Origin of the sequence: Gilliamella sp. ESL0405 (assembly GCF_019469205.1) — a bacterium.
Classification (GTDB): domain Bacteria; phylum Pseudomonadota; class Gammaproteobacteria; order Enterobacterales; family Orbaceae; genus Gilliamella.
The window spans coordinates 1,717,244-1,736,446 of record NZ_CP048265.1 but is presented as its reverse complement, the minus strand read 5'-3'; the positions used below and the strand labels follow the sequence as shown (position 1 = coordinate 1,736,446).

The window sequence follows — 19,203 nt, the reverse complement described above, 5'->3', positions numbered from 1 at the left end:
TTTATACTAAAACATAGGTATTTTCTGAAAGTTCTTGACAAGAAATCTACCTGTATAATATCACTGACGTTAGGAACCAAAATGATTGCCTTGCTAAAGCAGGCTAAATGGCAAAGTAAAATAGTTCAGTTTTATACTAAAACATAGGTGCTTTCTGAAAGTTTTTGACAAGAAATCTACCTGTATAATATCGCTGACGTTAGGCAAGTAAATTTGATTGCCTTGCTAAAGCAGGCTAAATGACAAAGTAAAATAGCTCAGTTTTATACTGAAACATAGGTGTTTTCTGAAAGTTTTTGACAAGAAATCTACCTGTATAATATCACTGACGTTAGGAACCAAAATGATTGCCTGGCTAAATGACAAAGTAAAATAGCTCAGTTTTATACTTAAACATGGGTATTTTCTGAAAGTTCTTGACAAGATAACGGCGTTAGCGATGATATAACATCGGTTTAAAAACTTTTTATACCGATTTAGATTTTATTGGAGTTTTAAATTTAATGGCAACGATCAAAGATATTGCGAAATTGGCGGGAGTATCGCACGGCACGGTATCAAATGTGCTTAATGGTCGGGGTAATGTCAGTGTCAAAAAAATCAAATTAGTTGAACAAGCCGTACAACAGTTAGGCTATCAACTTAACTTACAAGCCAAAATCTTAAAAGAGGGCAGTGCTAAAACCATATCGGTAATTTTGCCCAATATCACTAAAGAACAGTACGCTTACCTTTATGAAGGTCTGTTTAATTATGCCAACGAGCAGGGTTACGAACTAGCACTCTATTTGACCTATGACTCAAAAGAGCTTGAATTACAACATATCTCAAAAGTGGCCGTCAAACGTGATCACGCTGTTATCACCATTAGCGCTTTAGCTGATGCGCAACCTTATTATCAATCGATTAAAATAGCCGATGAAAAAATCATTTTTGTCTATCGCAAACCGGCTCAAGCAAAGCAATTTATCACTTTAGATTTTGAACAGGCAGGCGAAGATATCGCCGCACAAATGATAAAGCATCACTATCGGCATATCGGCTTATTTTGCTGTAGCTATCAACATCATCATGCGAATTTGTTCAAGCAAGGGCTGGAAAATGCTTTTGTCCAGCAAAATTATTCAGTGCAATTAGATACCATTGCTTCAGCGCCGTCAGAAAGCAGTTATAATTTAGCTTTTCAATTTTTTACTGAGCAACACCCTCAATATCATGCCATTATCACCATGGATATGGAGCAGGCGCATTTTATCAGAAACGCTAACTTTTTTGGCAGTTTAGATAAGTGCCCACCCATTTACACATTAGCCAATAACCGTTTTTATTATGAAAGTGACTTTTACCAATACCATATGAATTATGGGATGTTGAGCGAGCAGATCATTAAATTAATTGAAGATAAACCAATCACGCCGTTAGCTAATAAAGGCTTTTCATTATTACCCGCTATATTACCGACTAAATTACCCGATAGCGCAGTAAGGGGCTTATCGCAAACGGCGCAAGTGATTAATTTTCTGATTTTACCCAGCCCGTCGACTGAAGCCGTTAAAAAATTGCTACCCCACTTTAAAAAAGTCAGCGGTATTGATGTCAACTTAATTGTAAAACCCTTTGATGAGATTTACGACATTGTTGAGAATTTTGACCAGCACCCACAAATCGATATTGTTCGACTCGATATGGCAGGTTTACCTTGGTTTGCGCCTTTCATATTTAAGCCGTTAATCGAGCTTGATCTCAATGTGGCATCACTGTTTGAACGCTATCAACCGGAGATTGTTGAGCGATTTAGTTATGTGGATAACAAAGCCTATGCCATACCATTTGATCCGAGTGTGCAGATGCTGTTTTATCGTAAAGATTTATTTGACGATCCGTTGATCAAACGCGCTTACTTTGAAAAGTATCGACAGTACTTGCAGATCCCGACAAATTTTAAAGATTTCAATCAGATCGCCACATTTTTTAATCAACAGTATAATAGTGAATCCCCAATCGAGTATGGTAGTTGCATTACGCTGGGTAATGACGAGATTATCGCATCAGAGTTTTTACTTCGTTACTATGCGCAAGGTGGAAAATTATTTAATGAAGATAAACTGTGTTTAAATCACTCGATTGCGCTAAGTACCTTAACCCAATTACAGACCTTTATTCAGTCAGCAAACAACATTGATGCCAGTTGGTGGCAACAGTCGGTTAATTTATTCGAACAGGGTAAACTGGCAATGCTAATTGTCTATACTAATTTGTTTAGCTATATCAATCATCGGGATATTTTACCATTGATTGGCTATAGCAATGTGCCGGGTAATCGTGCATTATTTGGTGGTGGATCGCTGGGTATGTCTAAATATAGTCAAAAAGACAAAGCGGTAAAAACCTTTTTTGATTGGCTCTATTCGGCTGAAATCAATGAACAAATTGCTTTACTGGGCGGTGCAACGGCGCAAAAAAATATTATGCAAAATCAGCCGATTGTTAATCAATCACCCTGGCTACCGGTTGCCCAATTGCAATATGCTAATGGTATACGGGAAAACAGTATCAATGGCAAAGCAATTAATCTGCACTTAGTTGAACATATTATCGGTCAATATTTATCGGGTTGGATAAGCGGGCAATTTAGTGCTAAGCAAGTGATTGCGCTTATTAATGAGTCAATCAGCGAGCAATATTGCTAATAAAGGCATTATCAGCAATATTGCAATCGATAGGTTAAAGGCTACTTGCTTAGGATTTTGCTTTAGATGTCATAATCACATCTTTATCGTTAAAGAAGAACCAGAATCCGACCGCCACAATGGCCGCAACCACAGCCGGATAGATCCAAAACTGCTGCCATTGAGGTCCGGCTTGCTCTAAAGACTTTTCAGTTACAACCCGATTATTGATAAATCCACAGACTGACGCTGCCATAAACAGACCAAAACCATTGGAAACAATAAAACGTAATCCTTGCGCTTGAGCTTTAATTTCAGTTCCGGCTTTTTTATCTACATAAATATCCCCGGCTGTAAAGAAGAAGTCCCAACAGATACCTTGTAACAGAAGTGTACCAATAATATAGAAATACATCTCAACACCTCCTGCCGTGGCGGCTAAGGACAGCATTAAAGAGCGAATTACCCAACAAATGGCACCAAATAAGATGATCTTTTTAAATCCATAACGACTTAATAAGAAAGATAACATAAACATAAATATGACTTCGGTAGCAATGGCAATTTGCATCATGGACGCCGGCTCAATACCTAATACCGGTAAATAGACAGGTAGATAAGCACTATAAGCTGTTTTGGTTATCATCAGAATAAAGGTTGATAGCATAAAGATAGTAAAGTATTTATCTTTAAACAGCGATAACGCATCTAAACACAAAACATCACGTAGCGAGAATTTTTTGTTTTTGCCACTTGGCGGTGTATTAGGTAGCATAAAGCAATATAAGCCATATACCACAGAGGCACCAGCGGCAAGTAAAAACGAATTAATCGAAGTTGAAAAACCGGTAAACCCGAGAATTAATCCGGCTACCATAAAACCAATGGTACCAAAGACCCGAATAATTGGGAACCAACGAACACCGTCAATATGTCTGAAGCTTACGCTATTGGCTAAGGCAGTAGTTGGGTAAAACAGCAAGCCAACAATAAAGATCATAATTAAAAAGCCGGTCACATTACCGCTGAGAATAAAATTGGGAATAGTAAATAAAACACAAGCATTAATAATGTGTAACACGCCCATGACTTTTTGCGAGGCGATAAATCTATCGGCAACCATACCCACAAACAGTGGCGAAATAATGGTAGCTATGCCCAAAACCGAATAAGTTGAACCGACAATCTCTTTTAAATCATGAGCAGCAAGTACTGCGCCGATAACCATATTCCATGCACCTTGCACAAAATATTGTAAAAACATCATAAGTAGCAAACTGGGTATTTTTGACATATAAAACTCCAATATTAAATTGTCTTAATTAAGCCGTCGTAAGCGACTTGAATATGATAAGGTTCAAATATTTCAACTAATTGGTCGTGCATAAATCCACTACTATGTGAGTGATGCGAGGTGATAAGTTGGGTTGAAGAGTCGAAGATCGCATCATCTAACATACGTTTTTGCGCAGCAATGACCGTTTCAATACTCATATGATTATTAGTGCGATCATTTTGCTTATAGCCATAAGTACATTCAAAAACCGCTAAATCGATTTTTTTACCACTTGCTTTTAACCATTGCCAGGTGAGCTCCGGAAAATAGCCGGAATCGTGTCCGTGCAGTACCGTTTTGCCGTCTTTTTCGATCAGGTAAATATAACAAAATTCCCATTTGGCATGATTCGCCAGCAATGGGGTAATACGATAGCCGGCCGAACTGGTTACCGTTTGATATGGCACCAGCAAATTAAACACAAACCGCTCCGAGCTATAACCGGGTAGAACGTTTAAACAGCCATTTATCGCAATATCATTGCCATAAACAGACAGCGGATGATCGATATTAAAACCATAATCGACCATACGACTAAATAGATCACCGACATTAAAATGGTCGGGGTGGGTATGGGTAAAAAGAAGATCTTTGATTTTGGTCACGTCAATATTATCACGCATAACTTGATAACTAAACTCTGGGGCAAAATCGATTTGCAAGATATCATCGATAATCACTGAACTTCGGGTGCGGATATTTTTACCTTTTTGTATTCGTGTCTTTTGACAAATATCGCATTTACAAAAAGGATTGGGAATACCTTCAGAAGCAGCGGTACCCAAAAACTGTAGTTTCACATTGTTCTCCTATTATTTAGGTTGTTTAAACGGGTCAAATTACAAGTTGTGTTGTAAAATTGGAACGTTTCAATTTTATGTGAAGGTAGGTTATTCCACAATAAAATTAGCTTACTTTTTTGTTAATTCGTGAGCAGGATCAAAGTTTTAAATTAACGCTAAATGATCGGATCAAATAAATTGATTAAGAAACAGATTTTCTTTAATTGATGTGTTAATAAGTTAATTTAGATACTAATTAATCGATCAGTGATCATTGCGCATACCACCGCTGATCTAACACTGACAAATCAATAATTAATCGCTATTTTTCTACGATAAAATAGGACGATCTTTTGATAAACTTATCATTACAAATAGTATCTTAGATAGACTTTAAATCAATAATTAATTAGATAAAATCCTATATATGGAAACTAAAAACACTTAATGGACATTTTAGGAAACAAATTTATACGCCAATTTAGAAAACTGTTAAACAATTCTGGTGATAGTGCAAGCTTGTATCAAGGCAAGCTGTAGCTTCGCTAACCAATAGATTATATTATGCAATCAAGCGTGATGATATTTGTTATTTATCTGTTACACATCAACCTTTTATTAATTATTTAACAGTACGATTAAACAAATTAATTTAGGGGTATAAGAAATTTAAGAAATACATTAAGAAACAATTTCTGTCGACTGATCGAGACAAAGATAAGTTTTGAATTGGGTACTAACGGTTTATATATCATAATGGATTGCTTTAATAGCTATCTACATTAATCAGCCGGAATAATAGTTTAGATAAACTTTGAATATTATGATCACAAAGTCTAATTTAGCAATATAGGAAATTAACTGAACAATTTAAGAAACAATCTGTCGAGTTAGTTATTGATAGCGATACACGGGATTAACTTAAGTTGCTAGCGGGTTATAATCGATAATGAAATTTGATGATGTGAGTATTAATTAATTGGCAGGGTAATCATATCAATGATATTAATAATTAAGTATTTTGGCGATATTGGAAATTAAAGAAATGCTATAGTAAATCATCTATCATAATAATTATTGATAGCGGTAAACGGTGTTAACTTCAGTAATTATCAGGCTATATCTCATAATAAATGACAATATATGTTTTTTCATTGATTAGCAAAGTAAACCTTTTAGATAAGTGTAAAATGATAGTGAAAAATAAGTTGATTTGGAAATATTGAAAATAAAAGAAACCATGATTGGAAATCATCGGTAAGAACAGTTTTTGGTTGCGATAAATGATATTAACAATTAAGTTAATTTGAAAATATAAGAAATAAAAGAAAGTATTTAAGAAACTACCGGCGTTAGTAATAACTAGCGCCGATATAGCGTAATAGCGTTGATCAGTTTAAGCTTAATTTGCCTCTTTCCAAAGGATCATCTCTTGATCATCAAGCTCAGCAGCATTAAAACCAACTATTGGTGGTAACTCTTCCCGATCAAAAGCTAAATCGCCACCATTTTCATCGATATCACCTTTTTTAATTCCTTTAAAATCGAAAAGGTGAGTATCACAAAGGTGTGATAGGGTGATATTTTGTGTTGCACGGAACATGGTTTCAATTCGTCCGGGGAATTTCTTATCCCACTCGTTAAGCATCTCTTTAATCACTTGTCGTTGTAAATTAGGCTGAGAGCCACATAAATTACAAGGAATAATTGGAAACTGCTTAATGTCGGCATATTTGGCGATATCTTTTTCTTTGCAATATGCCAGCGGACGAATAATGATATGTTCGCCCGTGTCGTTAACCAACTTCGGTGGCATCGCTTTAAGCTTTCCGCCATAAAACATATTAAGAAACAGTGTTTCTAATATATCATCACGATGATGACCGAGCGCAATTTTGGTCGCCCCCAGTTCGGTTGCGGTGCGATATAAAATCCCTCGACGCAAACGAGAACAGAGCGAGCAGGTTGTTTTGCCTTCCGGAATTTTTTCTTTAACGATGCCGTAAGTGTTTTCCTGCACAATTTTGTACTCGATACCTAACGATTGCAGATATTCCGGCAAAACATGCTCAGGAAAGCCGGGCTGTTTTTGATCTAAATTGACGGCAACCAATTCAAAATTGACCGGTGCGCTTATTTTTAGATTAATCAGAATATCAAGCAAAGTATAACTATCTTTACCGCCGGATAAACAGACCATAATACGATCACCCTCTTCAATCATATTAAAGTCGGCAATCGCTTCGCCTGTTAGACGACGCAATCGTTTATGCAATTTATTTTGATTATATGTACTTGTCACCATACTATTAATTATTCCGCTCGTCCCATATAACGACGTTCAGCGATATGAATTTTCACTTTTTCGTTGTTATCGATATATTCAGGCACTTGAATAACTAAACCTGTTGATAAGGTCGCTGGTTTGGTGCGAGCACTGGCCGAAGCGCCTTTGATACTCGGTGAAGTTTCGATAATTTCTAAATCTACCGTTTGCGGCAACTCTAATGCGACAACTTCACCGTCTGCCATTAAAACTTGGATGCCATTCATGCCACCTTCAGGAATAAACAATAATTCTTCTTCAATTTGTTCTTTTTTGAAGATAAAAGGAGTGTAATCTTCATTATCCATAAACACGTATTCATCACCGTCAATATAAGAAAAGCTGACCGGACGGCGAAATAGTTCGATAGTGTCGATAATATCATCACCTTTAAAGCGTTCTTCAACTTTACCGCCATTTCTGACATCGGTAAAACGCATTTTATAAAGAGTGCTTGCTCCACGTGCGCTTGGGCTTTGAACGTCAATTTCTTTGACCAGTAATAATTTACCGTTATAAGTGACCGCATCGCCTCGTTTTATCTCATTTGCTTTTGCCATAATATTTTCTTCGCAATTAATAAGGGGGTTAAAAAATTAGCTCGCTATTTTACCGCTATCTTGCTATTGTCTCCAACAAAATTTATCGATGATCGTTAAATAAAAGGTAATGCGATGACTGATTCATTTAAATGCCGTGAAAATTGTGGCGCTTGTTGTATTGCGCCGTCGATCTCATCGGCTATTCCTGGCATGCCTAACGGTAAACCGGCTGGCGTTGCCTGTATTCATTTGGATGAAGATTTTCACTGTCGCTTATTTGGGCAATCATCCCGACCTTCTGTCTGTGGCCGTTTAAAGCCTTGCTTTGAGATGTGCGGTAACTGTCGCCAGCAGGCACTCGATTATTTATCTCAATTAGAACAGCTAACTAGGGTATAAGTATTGCTTATATTTAATAAACTGGTCTTATTATTAGAATTATTTATCTCGCACTGCTGTTTTTTTGCTACACTTCACCGCACTTTATTTGTATAGATAAATAAACACAAACTGTTAAGTTAGATTTTCTCAGTTATTGGTTGATATTCAAAAGCAAAGCCGACTATGACTGAATTTTTTTATGTAATTTAATCTCTTTAAAAAGAAGAATATTGTTATGAATTATAAATTAAAACGGGATTTAAAAGCTCGTCATTTAACCATGATAGCAATCGGTGGCTCAATCGGTACCGGATTGTTTGTTGCTTCGGGGGCGACCGTTGCAACTGCTGGGCCCGGAGGCGCACTGCTCTCCTATGCGATTATTGGCATTATGGTCTACTTTTTAATGACCAGCCTTGGCGAGTTAGCCGCTTACCTTCCGGTTTCCGGCACTTTTGCCACTTATGGCGCACGTTATGTCGATGAAGCGTTTGGTTTTGCTATCGGCTGGAACTATTGGTATAACTGGGCGATCACCGTTGCGGTTGATTTAGTGGCGGCGCAACTGGTTATTTCGTATTGGTTTGATGTTGGTGAATATAGTTGGCTGTGGAGCTTGCTATTTTTAAGCATTATTTTTTGTTTAAACTATATATCGGTAAAAGGTTTTGGTGAAGCTGAATTCTGGTTCTCATTAATTAAAGTAGTCACTGTAATTATCTTTATTATTATTGGGATTGCGATGTTTTACAGTATTTTACATCATGATGGAGTTAAAAGCGCCTTTGGCAATTGGCGGTATGGTGATGCGCCTTTTGTCGGTGGTTTTTCATCCATGATTGGTGTGGCTATGGTCGTTGGCTTTTCTTTTCAGGGAACTGAACTTATCGGCATTGCCGCTGGTGAGTCAGAAGATCCGAAAAGAAATATTCCTAAAGCAATGAGACAAGTGTTTTGGCGTATTTTACTGTTCTATATTTTCGCAATTTTTATCATCAGCGTATTGATACCTTATGACGATCCTAATTTATTGCGCAATGATGAAACCGACATCAGCGTCAGCCCGTTTACCTTAGTGTTCCAGCATGCTGGTTTATTATCGGCAGCGGCGGTGATGAATGCGGTGATTTTGACCTCGGTATTATCAGCTGGTAACTCAGGCTTATACGCCTCTACCCGTATGCTGTACGCCTTAGCTAAAGAGGGTAAAGCGCCAAAAATGTTCTCTCGATTATCTTCATCGGGCGTACCACGCTTTGCTTTAATAGCAACAACCATTATCGCTATGTTATGTTTCTTAACTTCGATGTTTAAAGACCAACAAGTTTACTTATGGTTACTCAATATGTCAGGTATGACCGGCTTTATTGCTTGGTTAGGTATTGCCATTAGCCATTACCGTTTTAGAAAAGGCTACATGGCGCAACGATTAGACTTAAACAAATTGCCTTACTTTTCGAATTTCTTCCCATTCGGACCGATTTTTGCCTTTGTACTTTGTTTAATCATTACCTTAGGTCAAAACTACGAAGCATTCTTGCAAGATACCATTGACTGGAATGGGGTGATAGCAACTTATATCGGTATTCCACTGTTTTTTGTGATCTACTTCGGTTATAAAATCGTCAAAAAAACCAAATGGATTAAATACGAAGATATGGACTTTTCACAAGTCGATTAACTCAATTATCGGATGTCGCAATTTGAATTGTTGATAAGCCGATAGATTGGCTTAATGAGAATAAAATATAATGGCGCCGCTTACTATCGGTGCCATTTTTTTTTAGTATAAAGCGCTAAGCAATGTATTGGTTAGCCAACTAAAAAAAGCTTAGCTATTTAAATAAAATCAATTTTGCCAAAGGCGGATAACTCAATTAGCCTAGGTCGCAATTTGAATTGTTGATAATCCGATAGATTGACTAATTTCAAATAAAATACAATGGCGCCGCTTACTATCGGCGCCATTTTTTTTAGTATAAAGTGCTAAGCAAAGTAGTCGTTAGTCAATTAAATATCAATTAAGCCACGATGATAAAATCGATTTTGCAGAAGTTGATATACTTAATTACTACCGATTGCGGTTTGAATGATCAAGAATCAAATAGACAGGCTAATTTTAGATAATAGAAAAGCGCTTGCGTCGACATCAGTCGACGCAATTGTATTAAAAAAAGAGAAATAACCGATTAGGTGGTTAATTATTTAAAAAACAATAAGTCTGATAACGATTAGCGACTACGGAAGATGATACGAGCTTTTGAAAGATCATAAGGCGTCATTTCAACCGTAACTTTGTCGCCAGTTAGAATACGAATATAGTTTTTTCTCATCTTACCGGATATATGTGCAGTAACGACATGACCATTTTCAAGTTCAACACGAAACATCGTGTTTGGAAGAGTATCAAGTATAGTACCTTGCATTTCAATGTTATCTTCTTTTGCCATTGGGGCCTCTTATTAATAAATACAACAAATTAATTATACTCATTGCACTCACGACAATACACATGTTAATCAATGTGAGTACGAAAAGCGGTAAAATTAGACATTGCAAGTAAAGCCTATTGGATTTTTGCTAATGCCAATTTAGTGATTTTGAGTATAAACACAGAAAACTGAATTTAGAATATATAAATATATAAATGCAGCGGCAAAATAATGCCGAAAAAAGTGCCAGATGTAAAGTCCTTTCTAAATTTTCTTTGCATTATAAAGCCCATGCTGATGAATATAGCGCCAAACTGGTGGTGGTAGCAAGTTTTCAACGTTTTTAGGGTCGTTAATATTTTGTCTGATTTGGGTTGCCGATATATCCTCAAGTGGCGTATGGGCAAAATAGATATAGCCCGCCGGCGAAGCATGCAGATCAGCCACATTTGTGGTTTGGTGCTTGGCAATCCATTTGGCCAAAGTCGGATCGGTAATTTTTTCACTATAATGCGGGCGCGCGCAGATAAGTAGGTGGCAATAATCAAGTAAGTTTTGCCACTGTTTCCAGCTTGGTAAACTAAGCAAGGAATCTTGACCCATAATAAAGGCAAGCCCTTTTTGGCTGCCGTTTTGTTTACGCCACTGTGCCAGCGTATCGATAGTATAAGACGGGCGAGCCGCCTCGACGTTTAACTCCCTTGTATCGATTGAAAACAGCGGTAAATCAACGATCGCAAGCTCTAACATTGCCAATCGCTCCGCCGTTGTGGCATCGGGCTGAGGTTTATGCGGTGGAATATGATTCGGTAGCAGGCAAATTTGCGTTAAACCGACCTCTTTTGCCAATGCTTTTGCCGGCCGGATATGTCCATAGTGAATCGGATCGAAGGTGCCGCCCAGTAGTGCTGTTAACATTGCTTAAAACCCATAAACTGCATCGATAAACTCGACAGCGCATCCCAAATTGCTAACTGATTATCATGCTTTAAACTGATTTCAATTTCAGTCAGTTTGGCCAATACTGCATAGAGATCGTTAATCGTAAAACGATTTAAAAAAGCGGTATAGATTGTTCTTTTGTTTTGCCAGACTTTATATTCATCAAATATCTGCTTGAAGTTTTTGTGCTGTAAGCCTTTTTTTAAATTGATGACTAAAATAAGCTCTCGTTGAATAGTGCGTAACAATATCAACGGCTCAACATCGTTAACTTTAAGTTGTTGTAATATATGAATCGCTCGTTTAGTTTTTTGAGCAAGCATGGCATCAATCCAATGATAGGGGGTAAAAATAGCCGAATCATTGATATTGTTTTCTATCTGTTCATAACTGATAGTTTGGTTGGGGAACAATAACTTAAGCTGCTCAATAATTTGGGTTAAGGCTAATAAATTACCTTCGTAATAGTAACACAAAAGTTCAATGGCTGATTTTTCAATTGTTACCTCATTTTGTTGTAAATGGTTATTTAGCCACTGTGGTAATTGAGAAAAATCAGGCGTTGAGCAGTTGACCACCACAAGTTTATCGGATAGTGCTTTATACCATGGTGCGTTTTCTTGCGCTTTGGTGATCTTACTCAAACTGATGATAAGCGCGACATCAGCGGTTAGCTCTTGGCTAAGTGTGTTAAGTTTGCTTGCAATAGCAGCATTTAAGCCACTTTCGCCAAAATCTAATAAGATCAGGGTTTTGCTGGAAAACAGATTTAATGACTGACAGCAGTCATAAATTTTGTTCCAATCGGTTTGGTTATCGATCGTAAAGAGGTTTTGCTCTTCATAGCCCGCTTGTTGCATCGCTTTGCGAAGCGTGGTTTGCCCGTAGTGTTGTAAGTAAGGATCGCTACCTAATAACAGATAGTAGGGCGATCCTAATTGGTGGCTGATTTGATCTGCATTGATTCTTATCATAACAATATTTTAATTTACAGCATCAACCGATTTTAATTTACGGATAATTTGTTTAGCTGCTTGTCGATACATCTCATCTTCAATTAAATTTTGTTCTGCTGTTTTTGCCAATGCCGCAGCAGGATTATCAAAAAATGTTCTAAAGACTCGTACATTAATCGGGTAGATATCTTGTCCGGCAATAATCACTTGCGCTTGAATGGTCAGCACAAGTTGATATTCAGCCGCTTTACCGTCTTGATAAATCGAGATAGTGCTACGATTAAGCGAGTCACTGATAATTTTTAATGAAGGTATCTGCCCGCCGTTATCTTGATTGACTAACGTGACGTTATTGTCTTTCAATAGCTCTTTAATATCTCGTGACAGTCGACCATAAGGGTCGTAACTGACATAAGTTAAAGTTTTAAAACGCTCGGGCACTTCTGTATCATATTGCAAATGAAATCCACAGCCAGTAAGTGATACTGCCAATAACATGAGTAATGCAAAATATTTTTTCATCGTATTACCACCTGTAGTTTAGTTATCTAACAATATCAACCCACCACCAAATTCAATAATTTACCCGGTACATAAATGACTTTACGAATTGTCACATCAGCTAAATATTTTTGAATATTGGCTTCTTGTTTGGCTTGTTCAAGCACAAAGTCTTGATCGGCATCTGCCGGAACAGTGAATTTACCACGTACTTTACCGTTAATTTGCACAACAATCAGTTTTTCATCTTCAACCATTGCAGATTCATCAGCTACCGGCCAAGTGGTGTCGTCGATTGATTCACTGTGTCCTAACGCTTGCCACATGATAAAACACACATGCGGAATCATTGGATAGAGTAATCGTACAATCGCATTTAATGCTTCGTTCATTAACGCACGATCTTGTTCGGTTGCTTGTGGTGCTTTTTGCAGCCGATTCATAAATTCCATTACAGCAGCAATGGCGGTATTGAATGTTTGGCGACGCCCGATATCATCACTCACTTTAGCAATTGTTTTATGCAATTCACGGCGTAGTGTTTTTTGCTCTGCATTTAATTGCGCAACGTCAAGTTTGGCACAGGCACCTTGTTGGGCATGTTCATAAACTAAACGCCATACACGTTTAATAAAGCGGTTTGCACCTTCAACACCAGATTCTTGCCATTCAAGGGTCATATCTGCTGGCGAGGCAAACATCATAAATAGTCGAACAGTATCTGCGCCATATTTTTCAACCATTTCTTGTGGGTCGATACCGTTATTTTTTGATTTCGACATTTTGGTCATACCCGCATGCACCAGCTCATTACCTTTGCTGTCGGTTGCTTTGCAAATGCGGCCTTTTTCATCACGTTCAATGGTCACTTCGGTCGGTGATACCCAAATACGTTCGTTAGTTGGGCTGGTGTAGTAAAATGCATCAGCAAGCACCATACCTTGACAAAGTAAACGTTTAGCCGGTTCATCGGAATTGACTAAGCCAAAATCACGCATCAATTTATGGAAGAATCTGAAATAGAGTAAATGCATAATAGCATGTTCGATACCGCCAACATATTGATCGACTGGCAACCAGTAGTTTGCCGCTTTTTCATCTAACATCCCTTTGTCGTAATGCGGACAAGTATATCGTGCATAATACCAACTTGATTCCATAAATGTATCAAAAGTATCGGTTTCACGCAGCGCCGGTTGCCCGTTAACGGTTGTTTTTGCCCAGTTTGGATCGGCTTTAATTGGGCTGGTGATGCCATTCATTTCGACATTTTCCGGTAAAATAACCGGTAGTTGATCTTCCGGCGTTGGAATGGTGGTGCCGTCTTCGAGTGTCACCATTGGAATTGGTGCACCCCAATAACGTTGACGGGAAACCCCCCAATCACGCAAGCGATAATTGACTTTACGTTCACCAATACCTAATGCCGTGAGTTTGTCGGCGATAGCATTGAATGCTTGATCAAAATTAAGCCCGTCAAATTCACCCGAATTAAATAATATACCGTGCTCGGTGTAAGCTGTTTGAGAAAGATCCGGCGCGTTGCCTTGCTCATCTAAAATCACTGGTTTTATTGGTAAGTCATATTTTGACGCAAATTCATAGTCACGCTCGTCATGACCCGGTACAGCCATAACCGCACCTGTGCCATATTCAATCAAGACAAAGTTGGCAATCCATACCGGTACTTTATTACCCGTTAATGGATGAATAGCATAAAATCCGGTGGCAATGCCTTTTTTCTCCATGGTTGCCATATCGGCTTCTGCCGTTTTGGTATTTTTGCATTCTGCAATAAATTCCGCAATTTTCGGATTATCTTTCGCTGCTAATTGTGCCAGTGGATGCTCGGCAGCAACTGATACAAAACTCACGCCCATTAACGTATCAGGACGAGTTGTGTAAACACGCAATTTATCATTGTAGTTTTCAACTGCAAAATCAAACTCGACCCCTTCAGAACGGCCAATCCAGTTACGTTGCATGGTTTTTACTTGTTCTGGCCAGCTTTCAAGGGTATCTAAATCATTAAGAAGCTCTTCGGCATAGTCAGTGATTTTAATAAACCATTGTGGGATCTCTTTACGCTCAACCGGCGTATTACAGCGCCAACAACAGCCCTCAACAACCTGTTCATTAGCCAATACAGTTTGATCGTTAGGGCACCAGTTAACAGCTGAGGTTTTCTTGTAAACTAAGCCTTTTTCATACAGTTTAGTAAAGAACCACTGTTCCCATTTGTAGTATTCCGGTCGGCAAGTGGTGACTTCACGATCCCAATCGTAACCAAAACCTAATAACTGTAATTGCTTTTTCATATAAGCAATATTTTCATACGTCCATTTGGCTGGTGCGGTATTATTTTTGACTGCCGCCCCTTCCGCCGGTAAACCGAAGGCGTCCCAACCAATAGGTTGTAATACATTTTTGCCATTTAGACGTTGGTAACGTGAAATAGTATCGCCAATGGTGTAATTTCGGACATGACCAAGATGCAAACGTCCCGAAGGGTAAGGTAACATTGATAAACAGTAGTATTTTTCTTTTGAAGGATCTTCAGTAACATGAAATGTTTTGTTTTCTAGCCAATGCTGTTGCACTTTGGCTTCAATCTCGTCGGGGCGATATTGTTCTTGCATGATGAATATATGTCCTATCTATTATTGCTAATAAAAAATAATTTGCTAATTGTATTGGTTATTGGCACGTTTTACAAACGATATGTGAATCAAGCACAATGATTTGAGCATCCATATTTATTATGAGTTAAGATAGATAAAGTGAATAATATACATAAAAAAGAGATAAATTATTCAATATCGATATAATTAAAAAAGTCTTTAGACTATAGTTCTAAAACAAATATAAGGAATAGTTAATGCAAAATCGTACATTTGAATTTCGTTGTTTCACTCGGCGCTCATTTAAAAATTTAATGATACTCACTTTGTGCTTTGGTTTTTTAGTCGTTTGTTGTCTCACTTATTTATTTGTAATTTTCTTTGATGCGATCATGCCGATGATTCCCAACCAATACTTTGAGGTCATTTATATTATTGGAATGCTTGTTCCGGCATTATTTTCTATCTTTTTGTTTGCTATAAGTATTGTGAGTTTCTTCCGTAAAAAAATGACGATTAATGCCAATTCATATTCGATTAATATTGATGACCATAAAAAATTGAATCAAATGTTTCAATGGTCAGCATTACAAAAAGTAATAAGATTGAAAGTCGAAAACACTGTTTGGGTTAATCAAACACTTATCCTTGAGTTTGACAATAAGCGTATTAAGATGCTGACAGTAAAGGGGAAAATTGCTCTATTATCCAAAAAAGATATCGATCAATTTTTTGAATTCACACAATATCTTCATGAACAAGTTCTCAAACCAGATTTTACATTAATCTCGGTGGATCAAACTTTATCTTCTAAAACAGCTGAATTTCTAGTGAATGCTTCACATGATTTAGAAAATCGTTACCTTTATGTCAGAAAGTAGGTCATGCGCATTTATTTTTTATACATTGTGATAAAACAATGGCTATTTAAATGTTTAAATAGCCATCAACTGTTTTGATAAACTTTAACTGCCCTTAATTGGTGAGTATATTAGCCACCATTAAACACACTTAAGAAACGTGAGAAGAAAGATTTTTTCTCTTCAGCTGGTATATTTTCGATATTGGCTTGAATAAGTTGATCAACTTTTTTGGCTTCATCAACTAAACCCAGTTCGTTATAAGCATTACGCATTAATAATAATGCTGATTTAGTTGAGTCTGTATCAGGGAACATTGCCAGCATTTGGGTGACACGATTGATAACTGCAACATAAGCGCCACGTTTAGTATAAAATTGGGCTACTTTTAATTCATATCGAGCCATGCGATTTTTCAAAAAGACTAATCGTTTTTTGGCATCTGCTGCATATTGGCTAGTTGGAAAACTGGAAACTAAATAAGTAAAATCTTTAAATGCGGCGGCAGCGAATTCTGGATCACGATCTGAACGGTCAACGTTAAACCATCCCTGAATCATATTATCGTCTTGAGCCATATTGGTAATACCACGCATATAAATAACCCAATCGATGTTTGGATGCGTTGGATTCAATTTTAAAAAGCGGTCGATCGAGGCTATAGCAAGGGGTAAGTCAGCAGATTTGTAATAGGCATAAATTAAATCGAGTTGCACTTGCTGGGAGTACGGACCGAATGGATAGCTTTTATCCATTGCCTCTAAAATCGTGATACTGGATTTGATATTGCCATTTTCAAGCTCTGATTTAGCTTTACTGTGCAGTTCAATCTCTGGTACATATTCAACTTCGGGTTTGGTTGAGGTACAGCCTATTAGCGCACCACATAGAGCGATAGCTAACAAAGAGTGTAAATGTAATTTCATTCAGTTTTCAATCCAAAATATAATTAAACATTAAAGGCTAGGATTAGTATATAATACTCTAAAACAGATGAGCTTAAAATAGATAAATTACACATGCAAGAGTTAAAATTATCAACTGAAATTGAAGCAAGCCAACTGGGAATGCGTTTAGATCAAGCATTATCAGAGCTTTTTCCCGATTATTCACGCTCAAGAATTAAAGATTGGATCGTTAACAATAAAGTGATGGTTAATAACGATATTGTTAACAAACCTAAAGAAAAAGTACTGGGCGGTGAAAAAATAACGATCAATGCTGAAATTGAAGAAGAGACCTATCATCAACCGGAAAATATTCCACTTGATATCGTTTATGAAGATGATGATATTTTAGTTATCAATAAACCTCGTGACCTTGTTGTGCACCCTGGTGCCGGCAATCCAAATGGTACGGTTTTAAATGCGTTGCTTTATCACTATCCGGAGATAGCACGGGTACCACGAGCGGGTATAGTGCATCGGCTTGATAAAGATACCACCGGACTTATGGTTGTGGCTAAAACCATTGTTGCTCAAACGCATCTGGTTGAATCACTCCAATTACGGGAAATTACACGTGAGTATGAAGCGGTTGCTATGGGGATTATTACCGCCGGTGGGACAATCGATCAGCCGATTACTCGTCATCCGACTAAACGCACTCATATGGCTGTTTTTCCAACCGGCAAGCCTGCTACTACCCATTATCGTGTTATGGAAAAGTACCGCTTACATACTCGTTTAAGACTGCGGTTAGAGACCGGTCGAACTCACCAAATCCGTGTCCATATGGCGCATATAGCGCATCCTTTAGTGGGCGATCCTCTCTATGGCGGTCGTCCAAGACCGCCAAAAGGAGCGAGTGAATCGTTTATTCAAACTTTACGTAATTTTGACAGACAAGCTTTACATGCTACTATGTTAAAACTGTTTCATCCGGTCACTGGTGAACAAATGCAATGGCATGCACCTATTCCGGATGATATGCAAAAATTAATACAAGCATTACAAGAAGATACAGAACTTCATAAAGATGAAATAGATTGGTAACAAATATGATTAAATCGATTTACCCCTACTGGTCAGCGCCAAAAAATATTCGGGCATTTACTTCAACACGAATCGGAGGCGTCAGTAAGGCGCCTTATGATAGCTTAAATTTAGGTAGTCGAACGGCTGATAATTTAACCGATGTTTGTCAAAATCGTCAGCGTATAATTGAAGCCGAGCATATTCCCAGCGAGCCATATTGGTTAAATCAAACGCATAGTAATAAAGTCCTTGATATCTCATCGATTCCCCTTCAAGCCCCGAGCGGCATGATAAATCAAAACGAAGCTCAAGCAGATGCTTCTTATACCAGTCAAGCTAAACAAGTAAGTGTTGTGTTAACCGCTGACTGTATGCCGGTACTCTTTTGTTCAATCAAAGGCGATGAGGTTGCCGCTGCTCACGCCGGTTGGCGAGGGCTTTGTAATGGTATTTTAGAAGAAACCGTGAAAAAGTTTTCTTGTCCGGTCAATGAAATTTTAGCGTGGCTTGGGCCGGCTATTAGTCAACAAAAGTTTGAAGTCGGGGAAGAAGTCAAGCAAGCCTTTGAACAAGTTGACGCTAAAGCCAGTGCGGCTTTTAAATTAATTAATGCAAATCAGCAAAAATATTTGGCTAACCTTTATTTAATTGCCAAACAACGTTTGCAAGCAATGGGCATTTTAAAAATTTTTGGTGGTGATTATTGTACCTATATCGAGCAAGACAAATTCTTTTCGTATCGTCGTGATCAGACCACCGGCCGAATGGCAACGATGATTTGGTTTGAATAACATTACGATTGGATTCAACTTCATTATTTTTTATATCGAAAGCCTAATTATGCTCTTACATAGAGTCTTCCGATTATTGCGTTTTTAT

General features: G+C 37.8%; 15 protein-coding genes and 1 pseudogene. 6 read left to right on the top strand and 10 right to left on the bottom strand.

The window, feature by feature from the left end:
• Positions 1–503: 503 nt before the first annotated feature.
• Entirely contained in the window at positions 504–2,690 is a 2,187-nt protein-coding gene (locus tag GYM74_RS07625) for an extracellular solute-binding protein (protein WP_220217632.1), read from the top strand.
• Positions 2,691–2,739: 49 nt separating this feature from the next.
• On the opposite strand, the gene GYM74_RS07620 is transcribed toward GYM74_RS07625, so the two are convergent.
• The 4 genes from GYM74_RS07620 to yeiP form a co-directional block, all read right to left on the bottom strand.
• Positions 2,740–3,963: an MFS transporter gene (locus GYM74_RS07620; RefSeq protein ID WP_220217631.1), complete on the bottom strand. Its 1,224-nt coding sequence runs from the start codon at positions 3,961–3,963 to the stop codon at positions 2,740–2,742.
• Positions 3,964–3,977: 14 nt separating this feature from the next.
• Positions 3,978–4,805, bottom strand: coding sequence for an MBL fold metallo-hydrolase (locus GYM74_RS07615; RefSeq protein ID WP_220217630.1), 828 nt, complete (start codon positions 4,803–4,805; stop codon positions 3,978–3,980).
• A 1,384-nt stretch (positions 4,806–6,189) separates the two neighbouring features.
• Entirely contained in the window at positions 6,190–7,092 is a 903-nt protein-coding gene (ttcA, locus tag GYM74_RS07610; RefSeq protein ID WP_220217629.1) for a tRNA 2-thiocytidine(32) synthetase TtcA, read from the bottom strand.
• Positions 7,093–7,100: 8 nt separating this feature from the next.
• Positions 7,101–7,673 (bottom strand): elongation factor P-like protein YeiP, encoded by a 573-nt coding sequence (gene yeiP / locus GYM74_RS07605; protein ID WP_220217628.1) that lies wholly within the window; start codon positions 7,671–7,673, stop codon positions 7,101–7,103.
• Positions 7,674–7,787: 114 nt separating this feature from the next.
• On the opposite strand from yeiP, the gene GYM74_RS07600 reads away from it, so the two are divergent.
• Together GYM74_RS07600 and GYM74_RS07595 are read left to right on the top strand one after the other, a co-directional pair.
• On the top strand, positions 7,788–8,054 hold the full coding sequence (locus GYM74_RS07600) for a YkgJ family cysteine cluster protein (protein ID WP_220217627.1): 267 nt from the start codon (positions 7,788–7,790) through the stop codon (positions 8,052–8,054).
• A 217-nt stretch (positions 8,055–8,271) separates the two neighbouring features.
• Positions 8,272–9,717, top strand: coding sequence for an amino acid permease (locus GYM74_RS07595; RefSeq protein ID WP_220217626.1), 1,446 nt, complete (start codon positions 8,272–8,274; stop codon positions 9,715–9,717).
• 550 nt (positions 9,718–10,267) lie between these two features.
• On the opposite strand, the gene infA is transcribed toward GYM74_RS07595, so the two are convergent.
• The 5 genes from infA to leuS all read right to left on the bottom strand — a co-directional run bounded on the left by infA (position 10,268) and on the right by leuS (position 15,506).
• Positions 10,268–10,486, bottom strand: a complete 219-nt coding sequence (infA, locus tag GYM74_RS07590; protein WP_025315083.1) for a translation initiation factor IF-1 — start codon at positions 10,484–10,486, stop codon at positions 10,268–10,270.
• A gap of 246 nt (positions 10,487–10,732) precedes the next feature.
• A complete protein-coding gene (nadD, locus tag GYM74_RS07585) occupies positions 10,733–11,386 on the bottom strand; it encodes a nicotinate-nucleotide adenylyltransferase (protein WP_220217625.1) in 654 nt (217 codons plus the stop codon).
• Positions 11,380–12,384: a DNA polymerase III subunit delta gene (gene holA / locus GYM74_RS07580; protein ID WP_220217624.1), complete on the bottom strand. Its 1,005-nt coding sequence runs from the start codon at positions 12,382–12,384 to the stop codon at positions 11,380–11,382. Before holA ends, nadD begins: the two co-directional genes overlap by 7 nt.
• 9 nt (positions 12,385–12,393) lie before the next feature.
• A complete protein-coding gene (lptE, locus tag GYM74_RS07575) occupies positions 12,394–12,888 on the bottom strand; it encodes an LPS assembly lipoprotein LptE (protein WP_220217623.1) in 495 nt (164 codons plus the stop codon).
• A gap of 35 nt (positions 12,889–12,923) precedes the next feature.
• Complete coding sequence (gene leuS, locus GYM74_RS07570; RefSeq protein WP_220217622.1) at positions 12,924–15,506, bottom strand: leucine--tRNA ligase; 2,583 nt, start codon at positions 15,504–15,506, stop codon at positions 12,924–12,926.
• 239 nt (positions 15,507–15,745) lie between these two features.
• Between leuS and GYM74_RS07565 the strand changes: the two genes are divergently transcribed.
• On the top strand, positions 15,746–16,369 hold the full coding sequence (locus GYM74_RS07565) for a hypothetical protein (RefSeq protein ID WP_220217621.1): 624 nt from the start codon (positions 15,746–15,748) through the stop codon (positions 16,367–16,369).
• Between the two features lie 182 nt (positions 16,370–16,551).
• On the opposite strand, the pseudogene bamD reads toward GYM74_RS07565, so the two are convergent.
• Positions 16,552–17,274 (bottom strand): annotated as a pseudogene (gene bamD / locus GYM74_RS07560) (outer membrane protein assembly factor BamD); the annotation flags it as partial.
• Positions 17,275–17,367: 93 nt separating this feature from the next.
• Between bamD and rluD the strand changes: the two are divergent.
• Together rluD and pgeF are read left to right on the top strand one after the other, a co-directional pair.
• On the top strand, positions 17,368–18,342 hold the full coding sequence (gene rluD / locus GYM74_RS07555; RefSeq protein WP_220217619.1) for a 23S rRNA pseudouridine(1911/1915/1917) synthase RluD: 975 nt from the start codon (positions 17,368–17,370) through the stop codon (positions 18,340–18,342).
• 8 nt (positions 18,343–18,350) lie between these two features.
• Positions 18,351–19,115: a peptidoglycan editing factor PgeF gene (pgeF, locus tag GYM74_RS07550; RefSeq protein WP_366915693.1), complete on the top strand. Its 765-nt coding sequence runs from the start codon at positions 18,351–18,353 to the stop codon at positions 19,113–19,115.
• The last annotated feature ends 88 nt before the right edge of the window (positions 19,116–19,203 follow it).